This window comes from Polymorphospora sp. NPDC050346 (assembly GCF_040655695.1).
In the GTDB taxonomy this organism is placed as follows: domain Bacteria; phylum Actinomycetota; class Actinomycetes; order Mycobacteriales; family Micromonosporaceae; genus Polymorphospora; species Polymorphospora lycopeni.
This window is the reverse complement of record NZ_JBFAKM010000028.1, coordinates 66,281-84,301: the sequence shown is the minus strand read 5'-3', so window position 1 is coordinate 84,301 and position 18,021 is coordinate 66,281. Positions and strand designations below refer to the sequence as shown.

Annotated in this window: 16 protein-coding genes; 8 read left to right on the top strand and 8 right to left on the bottom strand. The window is 74.5% G+C overall.

The annotated features are described in order from the left end of the window. The first annotated feature begins 69 nt into the window (after positions 1-69). From AB0I42_RS25680 to AB0I42_RS25655, 6 genes are all read left to right on the top strand, one after another. Positions 70-927 carry a serine hydrolase gene (locus AB0I42_RS25680; protein WP_357540853.1) on the top strand — a complete coding sequence of 286 codons (858 nt, stop codon included), beginning with the start codon at positions 70-72 and terminating at the stop codon, positions 925-927. A 56-nt stretch (positions 928-983) separates the two neighbouring features. Further along, positions 984-2,054, top strand: a complete 1,071-nt coding sequence (locus AB0I42_RS25675; RefSeq protein WP_357540851.1) for a dipeptide epimerase — start codon at positions 984-986, stop codon at positions 2,052-2,054. 118 nt (positions 2,055-2,172) lie between these two features. After that, positions 2,173-3,093: an NlpC/P60 family protein gene (locus AB0I42_RS25670; RefSeq protein ID WP_357540849.1), complete on the top strand. Its 921-nt coding sequence runs from the start codon at positions 2,173-2,175 to the stop codon at positions 3,091-3,093. A 222-nt stretch (positions 3,094-3,315) separates the two neighbouring features. Further along, positions 3,316-3,609, top strand: a complete 294-nt coding sequence (locus AB0I42_RS25665) for an antibiotic biosynthesis monooxygenase family protein (protein ID WP_357540847.1) — start codon at positions 3,316-3,318, stop codon at positions 3,607-3,609. A 57-nt stretch (positions 3,610-3,666) separates the two neighbouring features. After that, positions 3,667-3,987: a hypothetical protein gene (locus tag AB0I42_RS25660; protein WP_357540845.1), complete on the top strand. Its 321-nt coding sequence runs from the start codon at positions 3,667-3,669 to the stop codon at positions 3,985-3,987. Continuing rightward, on the top strand, positions 3,987-5,237 hold the full coding sequence (locus AB0I42_RS25655; RefSeq protein ID WP_357540843.1) for a DUF6745 domain-containing protein: 1,251 nt from the start codon (positions 3,987-3,989) through the stop codon (positions 5,235-5,237). The genes AB0I42_RS25660 and AB0I42_RS25655 overlap by 1 nt, the downstream gene beginning before the upstream one ends. An 11-nt stretch (positions 5,238-5,248) precedes the next feature. Here AB0I42_RS25655 and AB0I42_RS25650 read toward each other — a convergent pair whose 3' ends face one another. From AB0I42_RS25650 to AB0I42_RS25625, 6 genes are all read right to left on the bottom strand, one after another. Further along, positions 5,249-6,154: a virginiamycin B lyase gene (locus AB0I42_RS25650; RefSeq protein ID WP_357540841.1), complete on the bottom strand. Its 906-nt coding sequence runs from the start codon at positions 6,152-6,154 to the stop codon at positions 5,249-5,251. 133 nt (positions 6,155-6,287) lie between these two features. Further along, entirely contained in the window at positions 6,288-7,175 is an 888-nt protein-coding gene (locus tag AB0I42_RS25645; RefSeq protein WP_357540839.1) for an STM4011 family radical SAM protein, read from the bottom strand. After that, positions 7,172-8,572 (bottom strand): STM4012 family radical SAM protein, encoded by a 1,401-nt coding sequence (locus tag AB0I42_RS25640; protein ID WP_357540837.1) that lies wholly within the window; start codon positions 8,570-8,572, stop codon positions 7,172-7,174. Before AB0I42_RS25640 ends, AB0I42_RS25645 begins: the two co-directional genes overlap by 4 nt. Continuing rightward, on the bottom strand, positions 8,569-9,420 hold the full coding sequence (locus AB0I42_RS25635) for an STM4013/SEN3800 family hydrolase (protein ID WP_357540835.1): 852 nt from the start codon (positions 9,418-9,420) through the stop codon (positions 8,569-8,571). The genes AB0I42_RS25640 and AB0I42_RS25635 overlap by 4 nt, the downstream gene beginning before the upstream one ends. Further along, a complete protein-coding gene (locus AB0I42_RS25630; RefSeq protein ID WP_357540833.1) occupies positions 9,417-10,577 on the bottom strand; it encodes an STM4014 family protein in 1,161 nt (386 codons plus the stop codon). Before AB0I42_RS25630 ends, AB0I42_RS25635 begins: the two co-directional genes overlap by 4 nt. After that, positions 10,574-11,497, bottom strand: a complete 924-nt coding sequence (locus tag AB0I42_RS25625) for an STM4015 family protein (protein WP_357540831.1) — start codon at positions 11,495-11,497, stop codon at positions 10,574-10,576. Before AB0I42_RS25625 ends, AB0I42_RS25630 begins: the two co-directional genes overlap by 4 nt. Before the next feature lie 174 nt (positions 11,498-11,671). Here AB0I42_RS25625 and AB0I42_RS25620 point away from each other — a divergent pair, with 174 nt between their 5' ends. Beyond that, positions 11,672-12,436 carry an SDR family oxidoreductase gene (locus AB0I42_RS25620; RefSeq protein ID WP_357540829.1) on the top strand — a complete coding sequence of 255 codons (765 nt, stop codon included), beginning with the start codon at positions 11,672-11,674 and terminating at the stop codon, positions 12,434-12,436. Positions 12,437-12,461: 25 nt separating this feature from the next. On the opposite strand, the gene uvrB is transcribed toward AB0I42_RS25620, so the two are convergent. After that, positions 12,462-14,594, bottom strand: a complete 2,133-nt coding sequence (gene uvrB, locus AB0I42_RS25615; protein WP_357540827.1) for an excinuclease ABC subunit UvrB — start codon at positions 14,592-14,594, stop codon at positions 12,462-12,464. A gap of 339 nt (positions 14,595-14,933) precedes the next feature. Here uvrB and AB0I42_RS25610 point away from each other — a divergent pair, with 339 nt between their 5' ends. After that, positions 14,934-16,679, top strand: a complete 1,746-nt coding sequence (locus tag AB0I42_RS25610; RefSeq protein WP_357540825.1) for a hypothetical protein — start codon at positions 14,934-14,936, stop codon at positions 16,677-16,679. A 55-nt stretch (positions 16,680-16,734) separates the two neighbouring features. On the opposite strand, the gene coaE is transcribed toward AB0I42_RS25610, so the two are convergent. After that, a complete protein-coding gene (coaE, locus tag AB0I42_RS25605) occupies positions 16,735-17,919 on the bottom strand; it encodes a dephospho-CoA kinase (RefSeq protein WP_357540823.1) in 1,185 nt (394 codons plus the stop codon). Between the last annotated feature and the right edge of the window lie 102 nt (positions 17,920-18,021).

Below are 18,021 nucleotides of genomic sequence, written 5' to 3'. Positions count from 1 at the left end.
CCCGGAAACCGCCCCGCGACCGGCCCGTCGCGGGGCGGTGCCGGCGGTCGGCTCGGCTACCGTCACCGCGTGATCCCGCACGACCTCGACCAGCGCCTGGCCGCCACCCCGGGCACCGTCTCCGCCTACGTCGGCCGCCTCGGCACCCCACCGGCCTACACCCGGCAACCCGACGACACCCACTACGCCGCCAGCACCATGAAGATCGCCGTACTCGCCGCGCTGCACCGCGCCACCGAGGCCGGCACCGTCGACCCCGACCGGCCCGTCGACGTACGCAACGAGTTCGACTCGGCCCACCCGGGCGCGCCCCGGTTCGGATGCGCCCCCGACTACGACAACGACCCCGTGGTGTGGGCCCATCTCGACGGCACCGCCTCCCTGCGCTGGCTCGCCCGCCGGATGATCGTGCGATCCAGCAACCTCGCCACCAACATCGTCCTCGCCCACGTCGGCCTGCCCGGCCTCGCCGACGTCTGGCGCCTCGCCGGCGCCCGCCGCAGCGTCACCGAACGCGGCATCGAGGACTACGCCGCCCGCGACGCCGGCCTGACCAACCTGGTCACCGCCGCCGACCTCGCCGCCCTGCTCGCCACCATCGCCGCCGGCGCCACCCGCCCCGGCCCGCTGGCCGCCCCCGAACACTGCGCGCAGATGCTCGAGGTGCTCCGCGCCCAGGAACACCGCGACTGCCTGCCGGCCGGCCTGCCACCGGGCATACCGGTCGCGCACAAGAGCGGCTGGATCACCGGCGTACGCCACGACGCCGGCGTGGTCCTGCCCGCCGACGCCCCGCCGTACTCGGTCGTCGTCTGCACCACCGCCGACCCCGCCGCCGACGGCTTCGACCGGGCCACCCACGACGCCGCCGCCCGCCGCCTCATCGCCGACCTCTCCGCGGCGGCCTGGCAGGGCCGGCACGGCTGACCACGCCGCCGGTCCGCGCCCCGCACCGCCGCCGCCCGGTGGATAGGGTGCCCCGCATGACGATCGCCGCCGTACGCACCCACCACCTCTCGGCGCCGCTGCACACCCCGTTCGTGACCGCGCTGCGCCGCGCCACGACCGTCGACACGCTGATCGTGGAGATCGTCGACGCCGACGGCCGGTCCGGATTCGGCGAGGCGCCGCAGGTCTGGCAGGTCACCGGCGCGTCCATCGCCGGCGCCCAGGCGTGCGTCGAACAGGTCCTCGGCCCGGCCCTGACCGGACTCGACGCCGACGACCTGCTGGCCAACTGCGCCCGCACCCGCCGGGCGGTGGCCGGCAACGAGGCCGCCAAGTGCGCCGTCGACGTCGCCCTGCACGACCTGGCCGCCCGGCGGGCCGGGCTGCCGCTGGTCCGGCTGCTCGGCGGCACCGCGCTGCGGGTGCCGACCGACGTCACCCTCGCCGCCGGCGACCCCGACGCGCTGGCGGCGGCCGCCGCCGCCCGGACCGCCGAGGGGTTCACCGTGCTGAAGGTCAAGGTGGGCACCGACGCCGCCGGCGACCTGGCCCGGGTACGCGCCGTACGGGCGGCGGCCGGCCCGGCGGCCCGCGTCCGGCTGGACGCCAACCAGGGCTGGTCGCCCCGCGAGGCGGTACGCGTCATCCGGGGCGTCGAGGACGCCGGCCTCGACGTCGAACTCGTCGAGCAGCCGGTCGCCGGCCGCGACCTCGACGGGCTGGCGTGGGTCAGCGACCGGGTGGACACCCCGATCCTGGCCGACGAGGCGGTCTTCGACGTACGCGACCTGGTCGAGGTGATCCGGCGCCGGGCCGCCGACATGGTCAACGTCAAGCTGGCCAAGTGCGGCGGGCTGGCCCCGGCGCGTACGCTGCTGGATCTCGCGGCGGCCCACGGCATGGGCACGGTCGTCGGGTCGATGATGGAGGGACCGATCGGGCTCGGGGCGGCGGCGAGCCTGGTCGCGGCGTACGGTACGACCGTGGTGTCCGATCTGGACGCGGCGTGGTGGCTGGCGGCGTCACCGGTGCGCGGCGGTATTCGTTACGAGGGTGCGACCGTGGTCTTACCCGCCGGACCGGGGCTCGACGTGGGCCTGACCTGAAAGCAACATCCAGACCGTCGTTGTTCATTGCAAGATACTTTCGTATGGTCGGGTTCCGGGACGTTCGTCGATTCCCGGGCGGGGCGGGGTCGCGCAACCTGGAGGGGTGGCGGTGGGCATGACGCTCGAGGCAGGCCGGGAGGCGGTCGTACGGGTCGCCGTCGCCACACTCTGGGCGGGCCCGGAGGCCACCCGTGAGGTCGACGCGCCCGCACTGGGCGACCACACCGACATCCCCGGCTGGATCTCCGCGATGGACCGCGACCAGCAGGTCGGCGAGTGCGTCCTCAGCCAGCTCCTGCTCGGCGAGCGGGTCCTGGTCGAGGAGATACGCGCCGACGGCTGGGCCCGGGTCGTCGCCGTCGAGCAGCCGGCCGCCAAGCTCGACCCGCGCGGCTATCCCGGCTGGCTGCCGGCCACCCAACTGAGCCCGGCACCGGACGTGGACCCGCCCGGCCAGCCCCTCGTCGTCGACGCCACCACCACCAGCCTGCACACCGGCCCGGCCGGCGACCTGGTGCTCGACGGCGTCATCCTCGGCACCCGGCTGCTGCCGGCCGGCCCCGTCCGCGACGGCTGGCGCCCGGTGCACGCCCCCGGCCACCGGCAGCCACTGTGGACACCGGAGAGCCATCTCGTGCCGGTGTCGACCCGCCCGCCGACCGCGACCGAGGTGCTGGCGATGGCGTCCCGGCTGCGCGACGTCGTCTACATCTGGGGCGGCGTCTCGGCGTACGGGGTGGACTGCTCGGGCCTGGTGCACCTGGCCTGGCGCCGGTTCGGGGTACGGCTGCCACGCGACGCCGACGACCAGGCCGACGCCACCACTCCCCTGCGCCTGGGCGCGGAACTCCCCGGCGACCTCTACTTCTTCGCCCGGCCCGGCCGGCCGATCCACCACATCGGGATAGTGACGGCCGCCGCGGACGGCCCGGAGCGGCGCCGGATGCTGCACGCCTGCTACACCCAGCGGCGCGTCATCGAGGAGCCGCTCTCCGCCGACCGCGCCGCCACCCTGGTCGGCGCCCACCGCGTCTAGCCCGTCTTCCTCGCCAGACAGCTCTCCCCGGACCGGGCCGCTGGTTGCGCGCCGTACGCCACACCCGCTACGCCATCCTAGGAGGCTAACCCGCCCTTCCTTATCCGGGCGATCAGGGAGTTTGCACCACGCCCCACCGACGACACGCTCGATCCACTCCCTGATCACACGGATCAGGACCCGGGCGGCGGGGGTGGGCGCAGGCGTGGGAGGCTGCCGGGCATGGTGCTTGAGGTTGCCCTGATCGATGTGGTCGCCGGTCGCGAGGACGAGTTCGCCGCCGCGTACGCCAAGGGACACGAGGTGCTGGCCACGACCCCCGGTTGCCGGTCGGTGCGGATGACCCGCGGCATCGAGTCGCCGACCCGGTTCGTGCTGCTGGTCGAGTGGGACTCGGTCGCCGCCCACGAGGAGAACTTCCGGGCCAGCGAACGGTTCACGACCTGGCGTTCGCTGATCGGCCCCTACTTCGCCGGCCCGCCGGTGGTCGAACACTTCACCGACGTGCCCGCCTGAGTTGTCGTACGGCGGCGCTAGCCTCCACAGCGTCCGTCAACGACCCCGGGAGCGTGCATGTACCGCCAGGGTGATGTCCTCGTCCATCCCATCGAACCCGCCGACGTCCCGGCCGGCCTGGTGCCGGCCGGTCGCGACGCCCGCGGCCGGCTCGTGCTCGCCCGGGGTGAGGCGACCGGCCGTGCCCACGTGGTGAGTGGTTCCGGCGTCACGCTGTGGGCGTTGCCCGACCAGAGCGACCCCTCGGTCCTGCTCATCGAGGGTTACGGCCGGCTCAGCCACGAGGAGCACGGACCGATCGCCCTGCCGGCGGGTTCCTACCGGGTGATCCGGCAGCGGGAATACGTGCCGGGCGCGTGGCGGCCGGTGGCCGACTGATGGCGACCGAGACCATCTCCCCCGCCGACACGCTCACCGACGGGCCGGCGACCGCCGGGGACGCCGCCGCGGCGGCCCTGGCCGGCATCGCCGACCGTTGGCTGGAGCATGGCCTGTGCACCGTGCCGGCCGACCGTCCGGCGGCCGAGGCCGCGGTCCGGGAGGCATACGTCGCCGCCGGCCTGCCCGCCCCGCGCCACGTGGTCTGGCTGCCGTCGCCGTTCGCCGGCGCGCTGGCCGCCGCACTGCTCACCGCCCCCCGCCCCGACGCCGGCCCGACCGCCACCGGCCCGACCGGGTCCGGCCCGGGCACCCCGGCCCCCGACGGCGACACCGTGCCGACCACCCGCACCGCCACCACGATCGACCAGGTGCTGGCGGCGCTGCGTGCCCAGGGCTGCGTGCCCGGCGAGGTCGCGCCGGGCAGGGCGATCCGCGGCACCCTGCGCACCGCCCCGTGGGCGGCGGCCCGGACGGCGGCGACCGAGCGGCTCGGTCCGGCCGGCTGGGCCGCGCACTGGGCGGCCGGCGGGCAGCGCACCTGGAATCTGCTCGTCGACCGGGTCGTCACACCGCTGCGCACCCGGCTCGCCGAGGACCTGGTCGCCGACGTCCGCGACCCGTTGACCGAACGGGCGCGGTCCGCGCTCTTCGACGCCGTCTACGGGCTGCACGAGGCGGCCTGGCTGTCCGCCTTCGACGGCGACCCCCGCCTGCGCGGGCTGGCCAACGTCGCCACCTCGGCCGGCTGGTGGTGGCCCTACGAGCAGGTCGCGGTGCTGACCGAGCGGCCGGTGGTCACCGAGCGCGACAACGTCGGCCGGCTGCACCGTGGCGACGGGCCGGCCCTGGCCTATCCCGACGGCTACGGCCTGCACGTGTGGCGCGGCATGGCGATCCCGCCCGAGGTCGCGCAGGAGCTGCCCCGGCTGACCGTGCAGCGGATCAGGGCGGAGCAGAACGCCGAGGTCCGCCGGGTGATGCTGGAGCACTTCGGCTACGACCGCTACCTGCGGGAGAGCAACGCCCACGCGATGCACCGCGACGAGTGCGGCGTGCTGTGGCGGATCAACCTCAGCGACGACGAGCCGCTGGTCATGGTCGAGGTGGTCAACTCGACGGCCGAGCCCGACGGCACCTACCGGACCTACTGGCTGCGGGTCCCGCCGGACACCCGGACCGCGCGGGGCGGGGTCGCGTGGACGTTCGGCCTCACCGAGGAGGAATACGCGCCGCTGGCGCAGACCTGACCGACGGCCGGCTAGCCGCCCGCTTGCGGCGCGAGCCGGACAACCGTGCCGGTCTCCAGCGCGACCCAGACGGCGGCGTCGGGGCCGACGGCGATGCCGTGCGGCTCCGACGCCGGATCGGGCAGGTCGTGATGGTGGAAGTCCCCGTCGGCGCTGACGTGGCCGATCCGGTTGCCGGCCCATTCGGTGAACCAGCAGCCGCCCGCCGGGTCGGCGACGATCGCGTGCGGCTTCGCGTCGCGGTCCGGCAGCGCGAACTCGGCGACGGCACCGTCCGGGGTGATCCGGCCGATCTGGCCGGCCGCGATCTCGACGAACCAGAGGTTGCCGTCGGTGCCACGGGTGATGCCGACCGGTCCGGCGTCGGCGGTCGGCAGCCGGTGCAGGGTCACCGCGCCGGCCGGGTCGATGCGGCCGATCGCGTTCGCCTGGTTGAGCGTGAACCACATCGCGCCGTCCGGCCCGGCAGTGATCATCGACGGAAAGCCACCCGTGACGGGCAGGGGAAACTCGGTGATCAGGCCGTCGGTGGTGATCCGGCCGATCACGTCGGCGTTCATCCCGGTGAACCACAGCGCGCCGTCCGGGCCTGGCGCGATACCGAACGGCGCGGCCTCTGCCGACGGCACGGGAAACGACGCCGTGACGCCGTCGGTGGTGATCCGTCCGATATGGTGGTCGCGGGACCGGGTGAACCACAGTGCCCCGTCGGCTCCCGTCGTGATGATCGCCGGGCCGCTCGACGGCGTACCGACCGGGTGGCCGGCCACGGTTCCGTCGGCCGCGAGCCGGCCGATCCGGCCGGCGTGGACCAGGGTGAACCACGGCGCCGCGTCCGGCCCGACCGTGATGCCGTACGGGCCGGCGTCGGGTTCGGACACCACGAACCGGCTGATCGGTGGGCGGTGGGTCGGCATGCGGTCTCCTTCTTCCGGTACGGCCCGTCGGGCGCCTGGTCCGCAGCGGCCGACGCCGGCCCGCCGTCCAACCCGCGACGGGTACCGACCAGACTCCCGCCGCCGCCGTGGACCGGGCAACCGGTTTGCCCGGTCAGGAGGCGGCCAGCGCGCGGCGCGGCACCCCCCAGGTCACGCCGCGGACCGGGATGCGTTCCAGCACCCCGCCGGCGAAGACGTCGTAGAGCGGCAGGTTCTTCAGATGCACGTATCCGATGTGGCAGTCGCAGAGCCGGTTGGGGCAGGGGCGTGGCCGCAGCGCGGCGCGGTAGGAGCCGTCGTAGAGGTTGCCCAGCGGTTCGTCGACGAAGTGGCAGCGCCGCACCTGGCCGTCACCGCGTACGGAGATCACGGTCTCGCCGGCCCGGCAGGCCCGACCGGCCGACTCGTGTGGCCGGACGCTGTAGCCGAAGAGCGGGTCGATCGCGGTCCAGTCGGCCTCCTCGGCCGGCTCGTAGCGGTGGCCGTCGGCGGCGTTGACCCACAGGTAGACGTCGTCGGGCAGGGCCGCCCGCAGCGCCCGCGCCTCGGCCAGGTGTTCGGGCTGGCCGACGACGCCGACGGAGAAGCGCACGCCGAGGTCACGCAGGGTCGCGCACCTGTCGAGGAAGGCGTCCCGGCGCACCTGGCCCGGATGGTAGGTGGCCCACAGGGCCAGGGTGTCCCGGTCGGCGTCGGCGACCCAGTCGAGCCGGCAGGCCAGGTTGGTCTGGATCGCGACCCGGTCGACGTGCGGAAGGTGGGACAGCCGGGTCAGCGTCTGGCGGTACCAGGATCGGGTCAGGCCCTCGCCCCACGGGGTGAACAGCACCGAGATCCGGTCGCCGTCCGGGTTGCGGTCGACCCAGTCGGCGAACCGGGCCAGTGCCTCCCGGTCGGCCCGCAGCTCGGCGCGGCTGTCCCGGCGCTTGGCGAAGGGGCAGTAGGGGCAGTCGTAGTTGCAACTGGCCAGCGGCCCCCGGTAGAGGATCGACAGGTTCATCGCGGCACGTGCTCCGCCATCGCGGCGCGTACCGGGCCGGAGACCAGCCACGGGCCGATCGCGTCGGAGCGTTCCAGGCCGGCGTCGGTGAGCGCGAGCCGGCCGGCGTCGCGCCGTAGCCAGCCCCGCCCGGCGAGGAGATCGAGTTGCGGGAAGTCGTCGCCCGGGTCCGCGGCGAACCGGTCCCGGTAGGCGGCCGGGTCGAGGCCCTCGGCCCGCAGCAGCGACTTGACCAGCCAGCGGCGCCGTTTCTCGGTTCCGTCGAGCCGGAACCCGACCTCGGCGTGGTCGAAGTCGACGGCCGGGCGGCGCAGGTAGTCGTCGATGATCGCCCGGACCTGCCCGATGCCGACCGCGTAGTCGAACGAGTAGTGCAGGTCGGCGGTGTAGGAACGGGCGCCGCAGCCGAGGCCGACCATGCCGTCGTCCTGGCACGAGTAGTCCGGCGCGTCGTCGTCGGGCAGGTCGGCGCGGCGGAAGTGCCGCATCGACAGTTGTCGGTAGCCGGCGGCGCGCAGGTGGTCACGCCCCTGCCGGTACAGCGCCAGCCGCTGGGCGTCCCAGGGGTCCTCCCCCGCCGCCCCGGGCCCGCCGAAGTCCGGATCCGGGCCACCGACGGCCGGGTCCGGGCCGCCGGGTGCCGGACCGCCCGCCGCGGACAGCGGCAGGACCCGGCGACCGAGGCCGGTCAGCGGCCGTACGTAGAGCGGGTAGAGGAAGACCTCCTCGGGCCGCCAGGCGAGTGCGGCGTCCAGCGAGTAGGCCCACGTCCGGGCCGTCTGTCCGCCGATGCCGTAGATGAGGTCGAGGTTGAGCACCGGGATGTCGTGGGCCCGGATCGTGGCCAGGGCGCGTTCGACCTCGGCCCGCTTCTGGGGACGGCCGGCGGCGTGCGCCTCGGCGTCGAGGAAGCTCTGCACTCCGATGCTGACGCGGGTGGTGCCGCGCTCGGCCAGCACCGCGATCCGGTCGTCGGTGGCGGTGGCCGGCGACGTCTCGACCGCCGTGGGTACGGCGCCGAGCGGGGCGCCGAAGTCGGCGACGATGTCGAACATCTCGGTCAGTTCGCCGGCGGTGAGGTAGGTGGGGGTGCCGCCGCCGACCGCGAGCCGGGCGATCCCGGGCCGCCCGCCGAGCGCCTCGCGGACCCGGGTCGCCTGGCGACGCAACTGGTCGAGGTAGGCGCGGACCTGCTCGGCGGGTGGGTTGGCGCGGGTGAACAGGTTGCAGAAGCCGCACCGCATCTCGCAGAACGGCAGGTGCAGGTAGAGCATGAGGGCGTCGGTCGGCTCGGCCGACCACACGTCGCGCAGCGCCGGGCGGGGCCGCAGCGGCCGGTAGGCCGTCTTGTGCGGGTACGCGTAGAGGTACCCCTGGTACGGCGATCCGTCGATCATGGAACGACCCGCCCGTCGCCGGCCGGCGCTGCCGTTCCGGAAAGCTCCCACTGCCCCGGCTCGATGACGAACTCGGCGTACGGCACCGTCCACACCACCTCGTGGGCCACCCGGTGCCCGGTGTGGCCGTCCTCGCCGTACGCCGTCCCGTGGTCGGCGCAGATCAGCACCAGGCACGGCCGGCCGCGTGCGGTCGCCAGCGCGAAGAGCCGGCCGATGTGCCGGTCGACGTATTCCAGCGCGGCGGCGTGGCTGTCCCGGCTGTCGGCGGCGGCACCGGGCAGGTAGTGGCGGTTGGGCTGGTGCATCGCGGCGACGTTGACGAACAGGAACAGCGGCCGGTCGGCGGGGACCGCCGGCACGACCGTGGCGATCCGGTCGAGCTGTGCCTCGAGGCAGCCGGGCGCGGTCACCCCGAACTCCGGCTCCCAGTGCGATTCGGCGAACAGGCCGGGCAGCACCCGGCCGAGCGGCGAGCGGTGGTTGAAGAAGCCGACCCCGCCGACGCAGACCGTGTGGTAGCCGGCCGCGGCCAGCCCGCTCACCACCTCGGGGGCGTCGAAGACCCAGGTGTCGCCGCCGGTGGTCTCACTGCCGGGGAACGCGGCGGCGAACAGCCGCGGGTGTGGCCCCGGGGCGGTCGGGGTGGGCAGGAATCCGGCGAAGAACGCCTGGTGGGCGGCGTACGTGAAGCTGGCAGGGCTGTGCCGCCGCTGCCACCGCCCGCCGGGCAGGGCCCGGGCCAGGGCCGGGGTACGGCCGGCCGCCACCAGTTCGGCGGCGACGTCGTAGCGCAGCGTGTCGAGGGTGACGAAGAGCAGGTCGTGGCTGCCGACGAGGTCCTTCACGCCGCCACCCCGGAGCCGACCCGGCCGGCCGGAACCGCACCCGCCCCGCCGGCCGTGGCGCCCCGGACGGTGCGCGGGGCGGTGAACCGGCCGGTGCGCAGGGCGTGCAACTGCGCCGCCCAGGTGTCGCGGCCGGCGTCGTCGCGCAGGCCGGGCAGCAGGTCGCCGAAGGCGTTGACCTCGGCGACCGCGTGCCGCCGCCAGCCGACGCCGGGCAGCAGGTCGACCGCGACGTGCAGGCTCCCCGGGAAGCAACCGGCGGCGCGGGCGCAGGTGTCGAGCGCCGACCGGTAGGCGGCCGGCCCCATCGCCGCCCGCAGCGCCGCCAGGTCGCCGCGGGCGTTGCCGAGGTGCAGGTTGGTCAGCGGGCCACGGCTCGACCGCACCACCGTGTGGGTCGGCTCACCCGCCACCACGAGCACCCGCAGGTCGACGGCCCGGTCGCCGAGGCCGGCCTTGGGAAACCACCGTTCGACGTGCAGGCTGTCCGGGGCCAGCCGGTCGACGATCGCGGCGACGTCCCGTTCGGCCTGGTAGGTGCGGACCCGCAGTGAGTTGAACAGGCGCCCGCCGGTGGTCAGTTCGACCGAGGTCGTCGCCCTGATCCGGCCGCCGGCCAGTTCCAGTGCCAGCACCCCGGACGCCGACGAGCCGTGGGCCGGTTTGACGAACACCCGCGACCAGCCGGCCGCGCGCAGCGCCGCCCGTAGTTCGCCGTAGTCGCGCGGCGCCGCCGGCAGGGCGGCCGGCACCGGCACCCCGGCGGCGGCCAGCCGGGCGTGGCAGGCCCGCTTGTCGAACATGGTGCGGATCTCGTCCGGTGCGTTCAGCAGGGTCGCCCCGGCCGCCCGTGCGGCCGCGGCGAGGCGGTCGAGGGCGTCGCCCAGCCCCCGGTGCCAGGCGGCCAGGCCGGTGATCTCGCCGTGCTCGGCCGGCCGGGCGGCGCCGCGCAGCAGCCGGTCGACCTCGGCGTCCTCACCGGGCGAGTCGATCCGGACGACGGCTCCGGCCGGCAGCCGCACCGGGCCGGTGACGAGGCGCCGCCAGGGCAACACCTCCAGCCGGCCGGGCCAGCCGCCGGCCGCGGCGGCCCGGAAGCCGGTGACCCGGCGGTTGTCCGGGTTGCCGACCACGACCAGCACGGGCGGGAGTGTCATTCCGAGACGGCCACGTAACGGTCGCCCGGGCGGTCCTTCTGCTGGTCGGACAGGTCGACCTCGACGCCGGGCAGTTCCCCGGCCAGCCGCGCGCCGACCTCGTCGCTGATGTAGTGGCGGTGCAGGTCGAGACGCTTGAGGTGGGTCAGCGGCTGCCCGCTGAGCAGGGCGGCGACGCCGTCGTCGCCGAGCATGCCGAGCGACATGTCGAGGACCTCGAGCCGGGCGACGACCGGGGCACCGGCCACCGCGGCGGCGACCTGGTCGGCGATCTCGGCGTTGCGCAGCCCGAGATGGCGCAGCGCCGGCAGCCGGCCACCGGCCAGGATCGGGGCGAAGTCGTCGATGGTGGCGTCGCCGCCGTAGTTGTCGGTGCCGAGCCACAGCTCGAGGTGGGTCAGGCCGGGCAGGTCACACTCGGCGACCTGCCGGACGATCCGGCCGGGCAGGCCACCGGACTCGATCGCGAACTCGCGGAGCGCGGTGTGCCGCACCGGGGTGAGCTCCATGCCCTCGGTGCCGCGCACCCGCAGGATCTCCAGGTCGGGGAAGGCGGTGAACAGCGGGGTGACGTCAGCCTGCTGGATCCAGGAGATCTCCGACTCCTCCATGGTCAGCTCGGCGAGGAACAGCGCCCGCAGCGCGGTGAACCGGGGCGCGAACTCGACCAGCATGTCGACGGGCGCGCTCTCCTCGTACGCCTCGCCCCACTGGCCGATGATCAGGGCCCGCACCTGCGCCGGGGCGACGACGGCCAGGAACTTCTCGAACAGTTCCCGGAACTCGTCGGTGCTGGTCTCGTAGTCGCCCTCGACCCGCCAGGCGGTCGCGGCGGGGTCGGCCGTCGGGGCGGTCGACTCGGGGTCGAAAACGGTGACTGGAAGGCCGGCGAACTCGGTGATGTGCTGGTAGATGGCCACTACGAGGCTCCGGATGCGATCGGTTTGCGGGGGCGGGCCGAACCATAACAACCCTGTGCGACAACCGGGCCCGTTGACCCGCTGGAGGGCCACCCCATCCACGTACGGTGACGAACCGGGCACGGGGCCCGAATTCGCTGGTGGCCGGCACCCCAGGTGGGGTTTGCTCGGACCATGACACAGCCGGTAGCGCTCGTGACCGGGGTCAGCCGTCGGATCGGGATCGGCGCGGCCGTCGCCCGCCGGCTGGTCGCCGACGGCTGGCGGGTGGCCCTCACCGGCCTGCCCGGGTACGACGCGGAGCAGCCGTACGGCGGCGACCCGGACGGCGTGCCGGCGCTGCTCGCCGAACTCGGCGACCGGGCGGAACACGTCGAGGCCGACCTGTCCGACCCGGCGGCCCCGGCCGCCCTCGTCGCGCACGCCCGGGAGCGGCACGGCCGGCTGGACGCGCTGCTGGCGGTGCACGCCTACTCGACGCGTACGGCGCTCGGCGGGCTGGACGCGACGGAGATCGACCGGCACCTGGTGGTCAACGTACGCGCCACGATGCTGCTGGTGGAGGCGTTCGCCGCCGGCTTCCCCGACGGTGCCGAGGGTGGCCGGGTGGTGCTGTTCTCCAGCGGGCAGCGGCTCGGCCCGATGCCGGACGAGCTGGCGTACGCGGCGAGCAAGGCCGGCGTCGAGGTGCTGACCCGGCAGTTCGCGCGGCTGCTGGCACCCCGAGGGGTAACCGTCAACTGCGTCAACCCGGGACCGACTGACACCGGGTATGCGGGGCCGGCCGCCCACAAGGCGGTGGCCCGGCTCTTTCCCGGTGGCCGGTGGGGCACCCCGGACGACGCGGCCCGGTTGGTCGGCTGGCTGTGCTCGCCGGACGCCCGCTGGATCACCGGACAGGTGATCGACTCCGAGGGCGGCTTCGACCGCTACGTCTGACCTGCCGACCGCCGGCCGGCGCCGGCTACTTGACGCCGGCCACGTCCATCCCGCGCAGTTCCTTCTTCAGCTCGGCCACCTCGTCGCGGATCCGGGCCGCCAGCTCGAACTGCAGCTCCCGGGCGGCGGCCAGCATCTGGTCGTTGAGGTCCTGGATGAGCTGGGCCAGGTCGGCGCGGGCCATGCCCTCGCGCGACGGTCCGGTGGTCGCCCGGCCCCGCGAGCGGGTCTCCGGCACCGGCGCCTTGCCCCGCGACATCTGCCGGCCGCCGCCACCGATGATCGCCCCGCCCGGACCGTGCCCGGCGAGCGCGCCCTCGGTGTCGTCGGCCTCGCGGTAGATGTCGTCGAGGATGTCGTGGATCTTCTTGCGCAGCGGTGCCGGCGAGATGCCGTGCGCCTCGTTGTGGGCGATCTGCTTGGCCCGCCGGCGGCTGGTCTCGTCGATCGCCGCGGCCATCGACGGCGTCATCTTGTCGGCGTACATGTGCACCTGCCCGGACACGTTACGGGCGGCGCGGCCGATGGTCTGGATCAGAGACCGCCCGCTGCGCAGGAAGCCCTCCTTGTCGGCGTCGAGGATGGCGACGAGCGACACCTCGGGCAGGTCGAGCCCCTCCCGCAGCAGGTTGATGCCGACCAGCACGTCGTAGTCGCCCTTGCGCAGCTCGCGCAGCAGCTCGACCCGGCGCAGGGTGTCGACCTCGGAGTGCAGGTAGCGGACCCGGATGCCGTGCTCCAGCAGGTAGTCGGTGAGGTCCTCGGCCATCTTCTTGGTCAGGGTGGTGACCAGGACCCGCTCGTCGCGCTCGGTGCGCAGCCGGATCTCGTGCATCAGGTCGTCGATCTGCCCCTTGGTCGGCTTGACGACGACCTCGGGGTCGACCAGGCCGGTCGGGCGGATCACCTGCTCGACCACCTCGCCCTGCACCTGTTCCAGCTCCCACGGGCCGGGGGTGGCGGACAGGAACACCATCTGCCCCACCCGCTCCAGGAACTCGTCGAACCGCAGCGGCCGGTTGTCCTGCGCGCTGGGCAGCCGGAACCCGTGCTCGATCAGCACCCGCTTGCGGGACGCGTCGCCCTCGAACATGCCGCCGATCTGCGGGATGCTGACGTGCGACTCGTCGACGACGGTCAGGAAGTCGTCGGGGAAGTAGTCGAGCAGGCAGTGCGGCGGGCTGCCGGGCAGCCGGCCGTCGATGTGCATCGAGTAGTTCTCGATCCCGGAGCAGGAGCCGACCTGGCGCATCATCTCGACGTCGTACGTCGTGCGCATCCGCAGCCGCTGCGCCTCCAGCAGCTTGCCCTGGCGCTCCAGCTCGTCGAGGCGCTCGGCCAACTCCGCCTCGATGTCGTTGATCGCGCGTTCCATCCGCTCCGCCCCGGCGGTGTAGTGCGTCGCCGGGAAGATCAGCAGGTGGTCGACCTCGCGGACCACCTCACCGGTCAGCGGGTGGAGGTAGTAGAGCTTCTCCACCTCGTCGCCGAAGAACTCGATCCGGACCGCCAGCTCCTCGTAGGCCGGGATGATCTCCAGGGTGTCGCCGCGGACCCGGAACGTGCCCCTGGTGAACGCCAGGTCGTTGCGGGTGTACTGCACGTCGACCAGCCGGCGCAGCAGCTTGTCGCGCTCGATCTCCTGCCCGACGTGCACCCGGACCGCCCGGTCGAGGTATTCCTGCGGGGTGCCCAGGCCGTAGATCGCCGAGACGGTCGCCACCACCACCACGTCGCGACGGGTCAGCAGCGACATGGTCGCCGAGTGCCGCAGCCGCTCGACCTCCTCGTTGATCGAGGAGTCCTTCTCGATGTAGGTGTCGGTCTGCGCGATGTACGCCTCGGGCTGGTAGTAGTCGTAGTAGGAGACGAAGTATTCGACCGCGTTTCGCGGGAGCAGCTCGCGGAACTCCTTGGCGAGCTGGGCGCACAGGGTCTTGTTGGGTGCCAGCACCAGGGTCGGCCGCTGCAACCGCTCGATCAGCCAGGCGGTGGTCGCGCTCTTGCCGGTGCCGGTCGCGCCGAGCAGCACGGCATTGCGGTCACCCCGCCGCACCCGGCGCTCAAGATCATCAATTGCCGTCGGCTGGTCGCCGGACGGGATGAAGTCGCTGATCACCTCGAAGCGACCGTCGAGCCGTGGAATGTCGAGCGCCATGCCATCAAACGTACGCCCAGGGTCTGACAGCCCGCGGACCGGCAACGGTCAGTACACGATCAGCTTCGATATTCCCATTGTGTGGTAAAGGTCACCGGACTACCGTGCTAGGGGTAGGCCGCTCGCGGCGGTCGTCCGGGTCGACGATCGGGCCTCCACACCGGCCGATCGGACCCGGCGCGTGGTTGCAGCCCCGGCACATCGCCGGCGAGCGCACCGGACGCGGTCGCGCGCAAGCGCAGACCGGCCGCCGCGAGCAGCCCCTACGCCCGCCCGGGCGTCCCCATCCCGTTCGTGGGCGCACGTCACCTTCGCCCCGCCACCGGCGTTCAACCACGCGTGAGGTTCTCCCCCACCGGCGACCGCCGCCGGATCGTCGCCCTGGTCGCCCTCGGCTGCATCGCCATCGGATCCGCGGCCGGCCTGGCCACCGGCCTCGTTTCGTGCGCGCCGCCGGCCCAGCCGCAGGCCCGGCCGCTGTCGACGGCCGAGGCACAACGGCTGGCCACGATGCGGATGACCAACTTCCAGCAGGCCCGGGTCGGCGTACGCGCCACCATCGGCGACCCCGGGGCCGAGGTGCGCCTCATCGGCCGGGTCGACTGGACCCGCGCGCTGGCGTACCTGTCGGTGTCCGGGCCGGGCGCGGGCGAACGGCGCGGCCTGCTCCAGGCGATGCCCGGCGTCCTCGCCACCCGGTCGGCGGACCCCGCACCGGACGGCACCGCACCACCCGCCGGAACCGGCGCGGTCGGCACCGTCGGCCCCACCGGCACGGCGGGGAGTTCGGTCGCGGCCGCGCCGCCCGACGTACCGCCCACCGACGGCTGGCGGGTCGAGCGGTTCACCGCCGGCGGGCCGGAGGCCGCACCGGTCGAGTCGTTCCTGGCCCTGCTCTTCGCCATCGCCCACGACCGGGCCGACGCCGCCGACCTGATCGAGCACAGCGAGGCCCGCTGGCTGGGCCGGGACCGGGCCGGCGGGGCCACGGTCGACGTGCTGCTCGGCCCGGCGGTGCCGCCCCAGCCCAAGGCGACCCCGACCGCCACGGCCTCCCCCGCTACCACCCGGCCCCCGACGCCACCGGCCATCGGCCCGTCCGCCGCCGGCCCATCGCCCACCGGCCCCACGGGTACGGCCACCGCACCCGTCGGCAGCCGGACGGCCGACGGATCGGCGTCGGCCGGGGCGGACGCGTCCCGTACCGCCGGGGCGGCGACCACCGACCCGGCCGCTGGGCCGGCGTCGGCGCGACCGGCGGAGACATCGCTGGCGGCGATGGGCGGCGCGGTGCGCTACTGGCTCGACGGCGACGCGCGACTGCACCGGTTCGAGGCCCTGCTCGCCGGCAACCAGCCGGTCAACGCGCATCTCGACCGGGCCGACAGCGCCGGGATCACCGCGATCGACGCGCTCGGCGGCCGGCCGGTCGAGCCCCGGGCCGTCACCGGCGAGGAGGCCGACCTGCTGTCCCGGATGCGGCAGCGCAACCGGGCGCTCGGCGGCGGCAAGGTGACCTTCACCCTGCCGACCATGCCGACCGCGAACCTGCGCGGCACCGGACTGGTCGACTGGCGCAACACCGTCGCGTACGTCGCCGTCGGCGACCTCGACAAACCCGGCGAGACCGCACTGATCCGCGCCGACCGGACCGGCCCGGCGATCCGGGTCGCGCCGCAGCGGGTGACCGCCGACCGGCAGCCGCCGGTGCCGCCACCGACCGACCGGAGCTGGACCCACGTCGACTGGCGCCAGCGCGGCGACGCGCAGGGTGCGCTCGACGTCGACTTGCTGATCACGGAACTGCTGGCGCTCGGCACCGGGGCCCGCGACGACGTGGCCGCGCTGCGCCGGTCGGCGATCCGGCTGCGCGACGACCGGGTGGACGGCACCGCCGTCACCGTCTTCGAGGTCGGCCGCCCGGGACAGCCGGGCGCGCGGCCGGGGCAGGGCCGGCTGCGGTACTGGGTGGACTCCTCCGGCGCGCTGCGCCGGCTGGAGCTGCGGACCCGCACGGGCGCGTTCGCCCAGCTCGACGTCGATCCCGGCCGGGTCGCCTACGTACGCCCGGTGCCGCGCGCCTGACCGGCCCGACCGGCCGGCACCATCGCACCGGCCAGGTCGGTCCGGGCCGGCGCTGTTACGGCTGCCAGCCGGTCCGGTCGGCCCACCGCCGGGCGCGGTCGTAGGCGACGTCGAACCACGGCTCCTTCGCCTCGGCATACTCGTCGACGGTCGCGGAGCGCTCGGCGAGCCCCCGCTTCAGCGCCAGGTACTCGGCGCGTGTCGCCTCGTCGGCGCGCAGGAGGTCGCGCAGCAGCAGGGCGCACCGCCAGCCCGGCGAGCCGGTCACCCGTACGTGCAGGTTGACCGGCCGGCCGGGGTCGGCGTTGACGTGCAGCCGCTTGGTCCACCGCGCCGGGTCGAGATCCGGCGGTTTGGGCGAGTCATACCAGTCACCGGGCGGTCGGGGGAAGCCGCCGTCGGCGAGCCGGTCGGCGAGCGAGTCGGCCTCGGCCAGCGACGACACCGACAGTTGCAGGTCGACGACGTCCTTCGCGGCCAGCCCCGGCACCGCCGTCGAACCGACGTGGTCGATCCGGCGGTCGGGGTCGCCGACGAGGTGACGGATCCGGTCGGCGAGCCGCCAGGCCTGGTCCGGCCAGGACGGGTCGGGCCCGGCCAGCGTCACATCCGCCGGACGCGGCGCCCGCCGCCGGTGCCGGACGTTCGCCTCGTACGGCACCAGCCGCCGCCACAGCCGGTCCACCACCACGTGCAGGTCGGCGAGGTCCCCGTCGTTGCGGAGCACGACGTCGGCGGCCGCCCGCCGCCGCGCGTCGTCGGCCTGGGCCGCGATCCGGTCCAGCGCCTGCCGCTCGGTCATCCCCCGGTCGCGGACCAGCCGCCCGATCCGGATGTCGCGGTCGGTCTCCACGACCACCACCAGGTGGTACGTCGGCGCGAGGCCCCCCTCGACCAGCAGCGGTACGTCGTTGACCAGCACCGCGTCGGGTGCCGCCGCGGCGGCGAGTTCCCGGCTCCGGGCCCGTACGCGGGGATGGGTGATCTCCTCCAGCCGGCGGCGGGCGGCGGTGTCGCCGAAGACGAGGGCGCCCAGCGCCGGCCGGTCGAGGCTGCCGTCGGGGTGCAGCACCCCGGCGCCGAACGCCTCGACGATCTCCCGCAGCCCGTCGGTGCCGGGTGCGACGACCTCGCGGGCGATGACGTCGGAGTCGACGACGACGGCGCCGTGTTCCGCCAGCCGCCGCGCCACCGAGCTCTTGCCGGACCCGATCCCGCCGGTAAGCCCCACATTCAACACGGTCTCAAGTGAACCGGATGCGCTTCTCCCCCTGTCGCGAGGGTCCGCGCCCGCCCCCAGGATCCCCGTGATCAGGGAATTTGCGGCCGACGTGCCGACGAC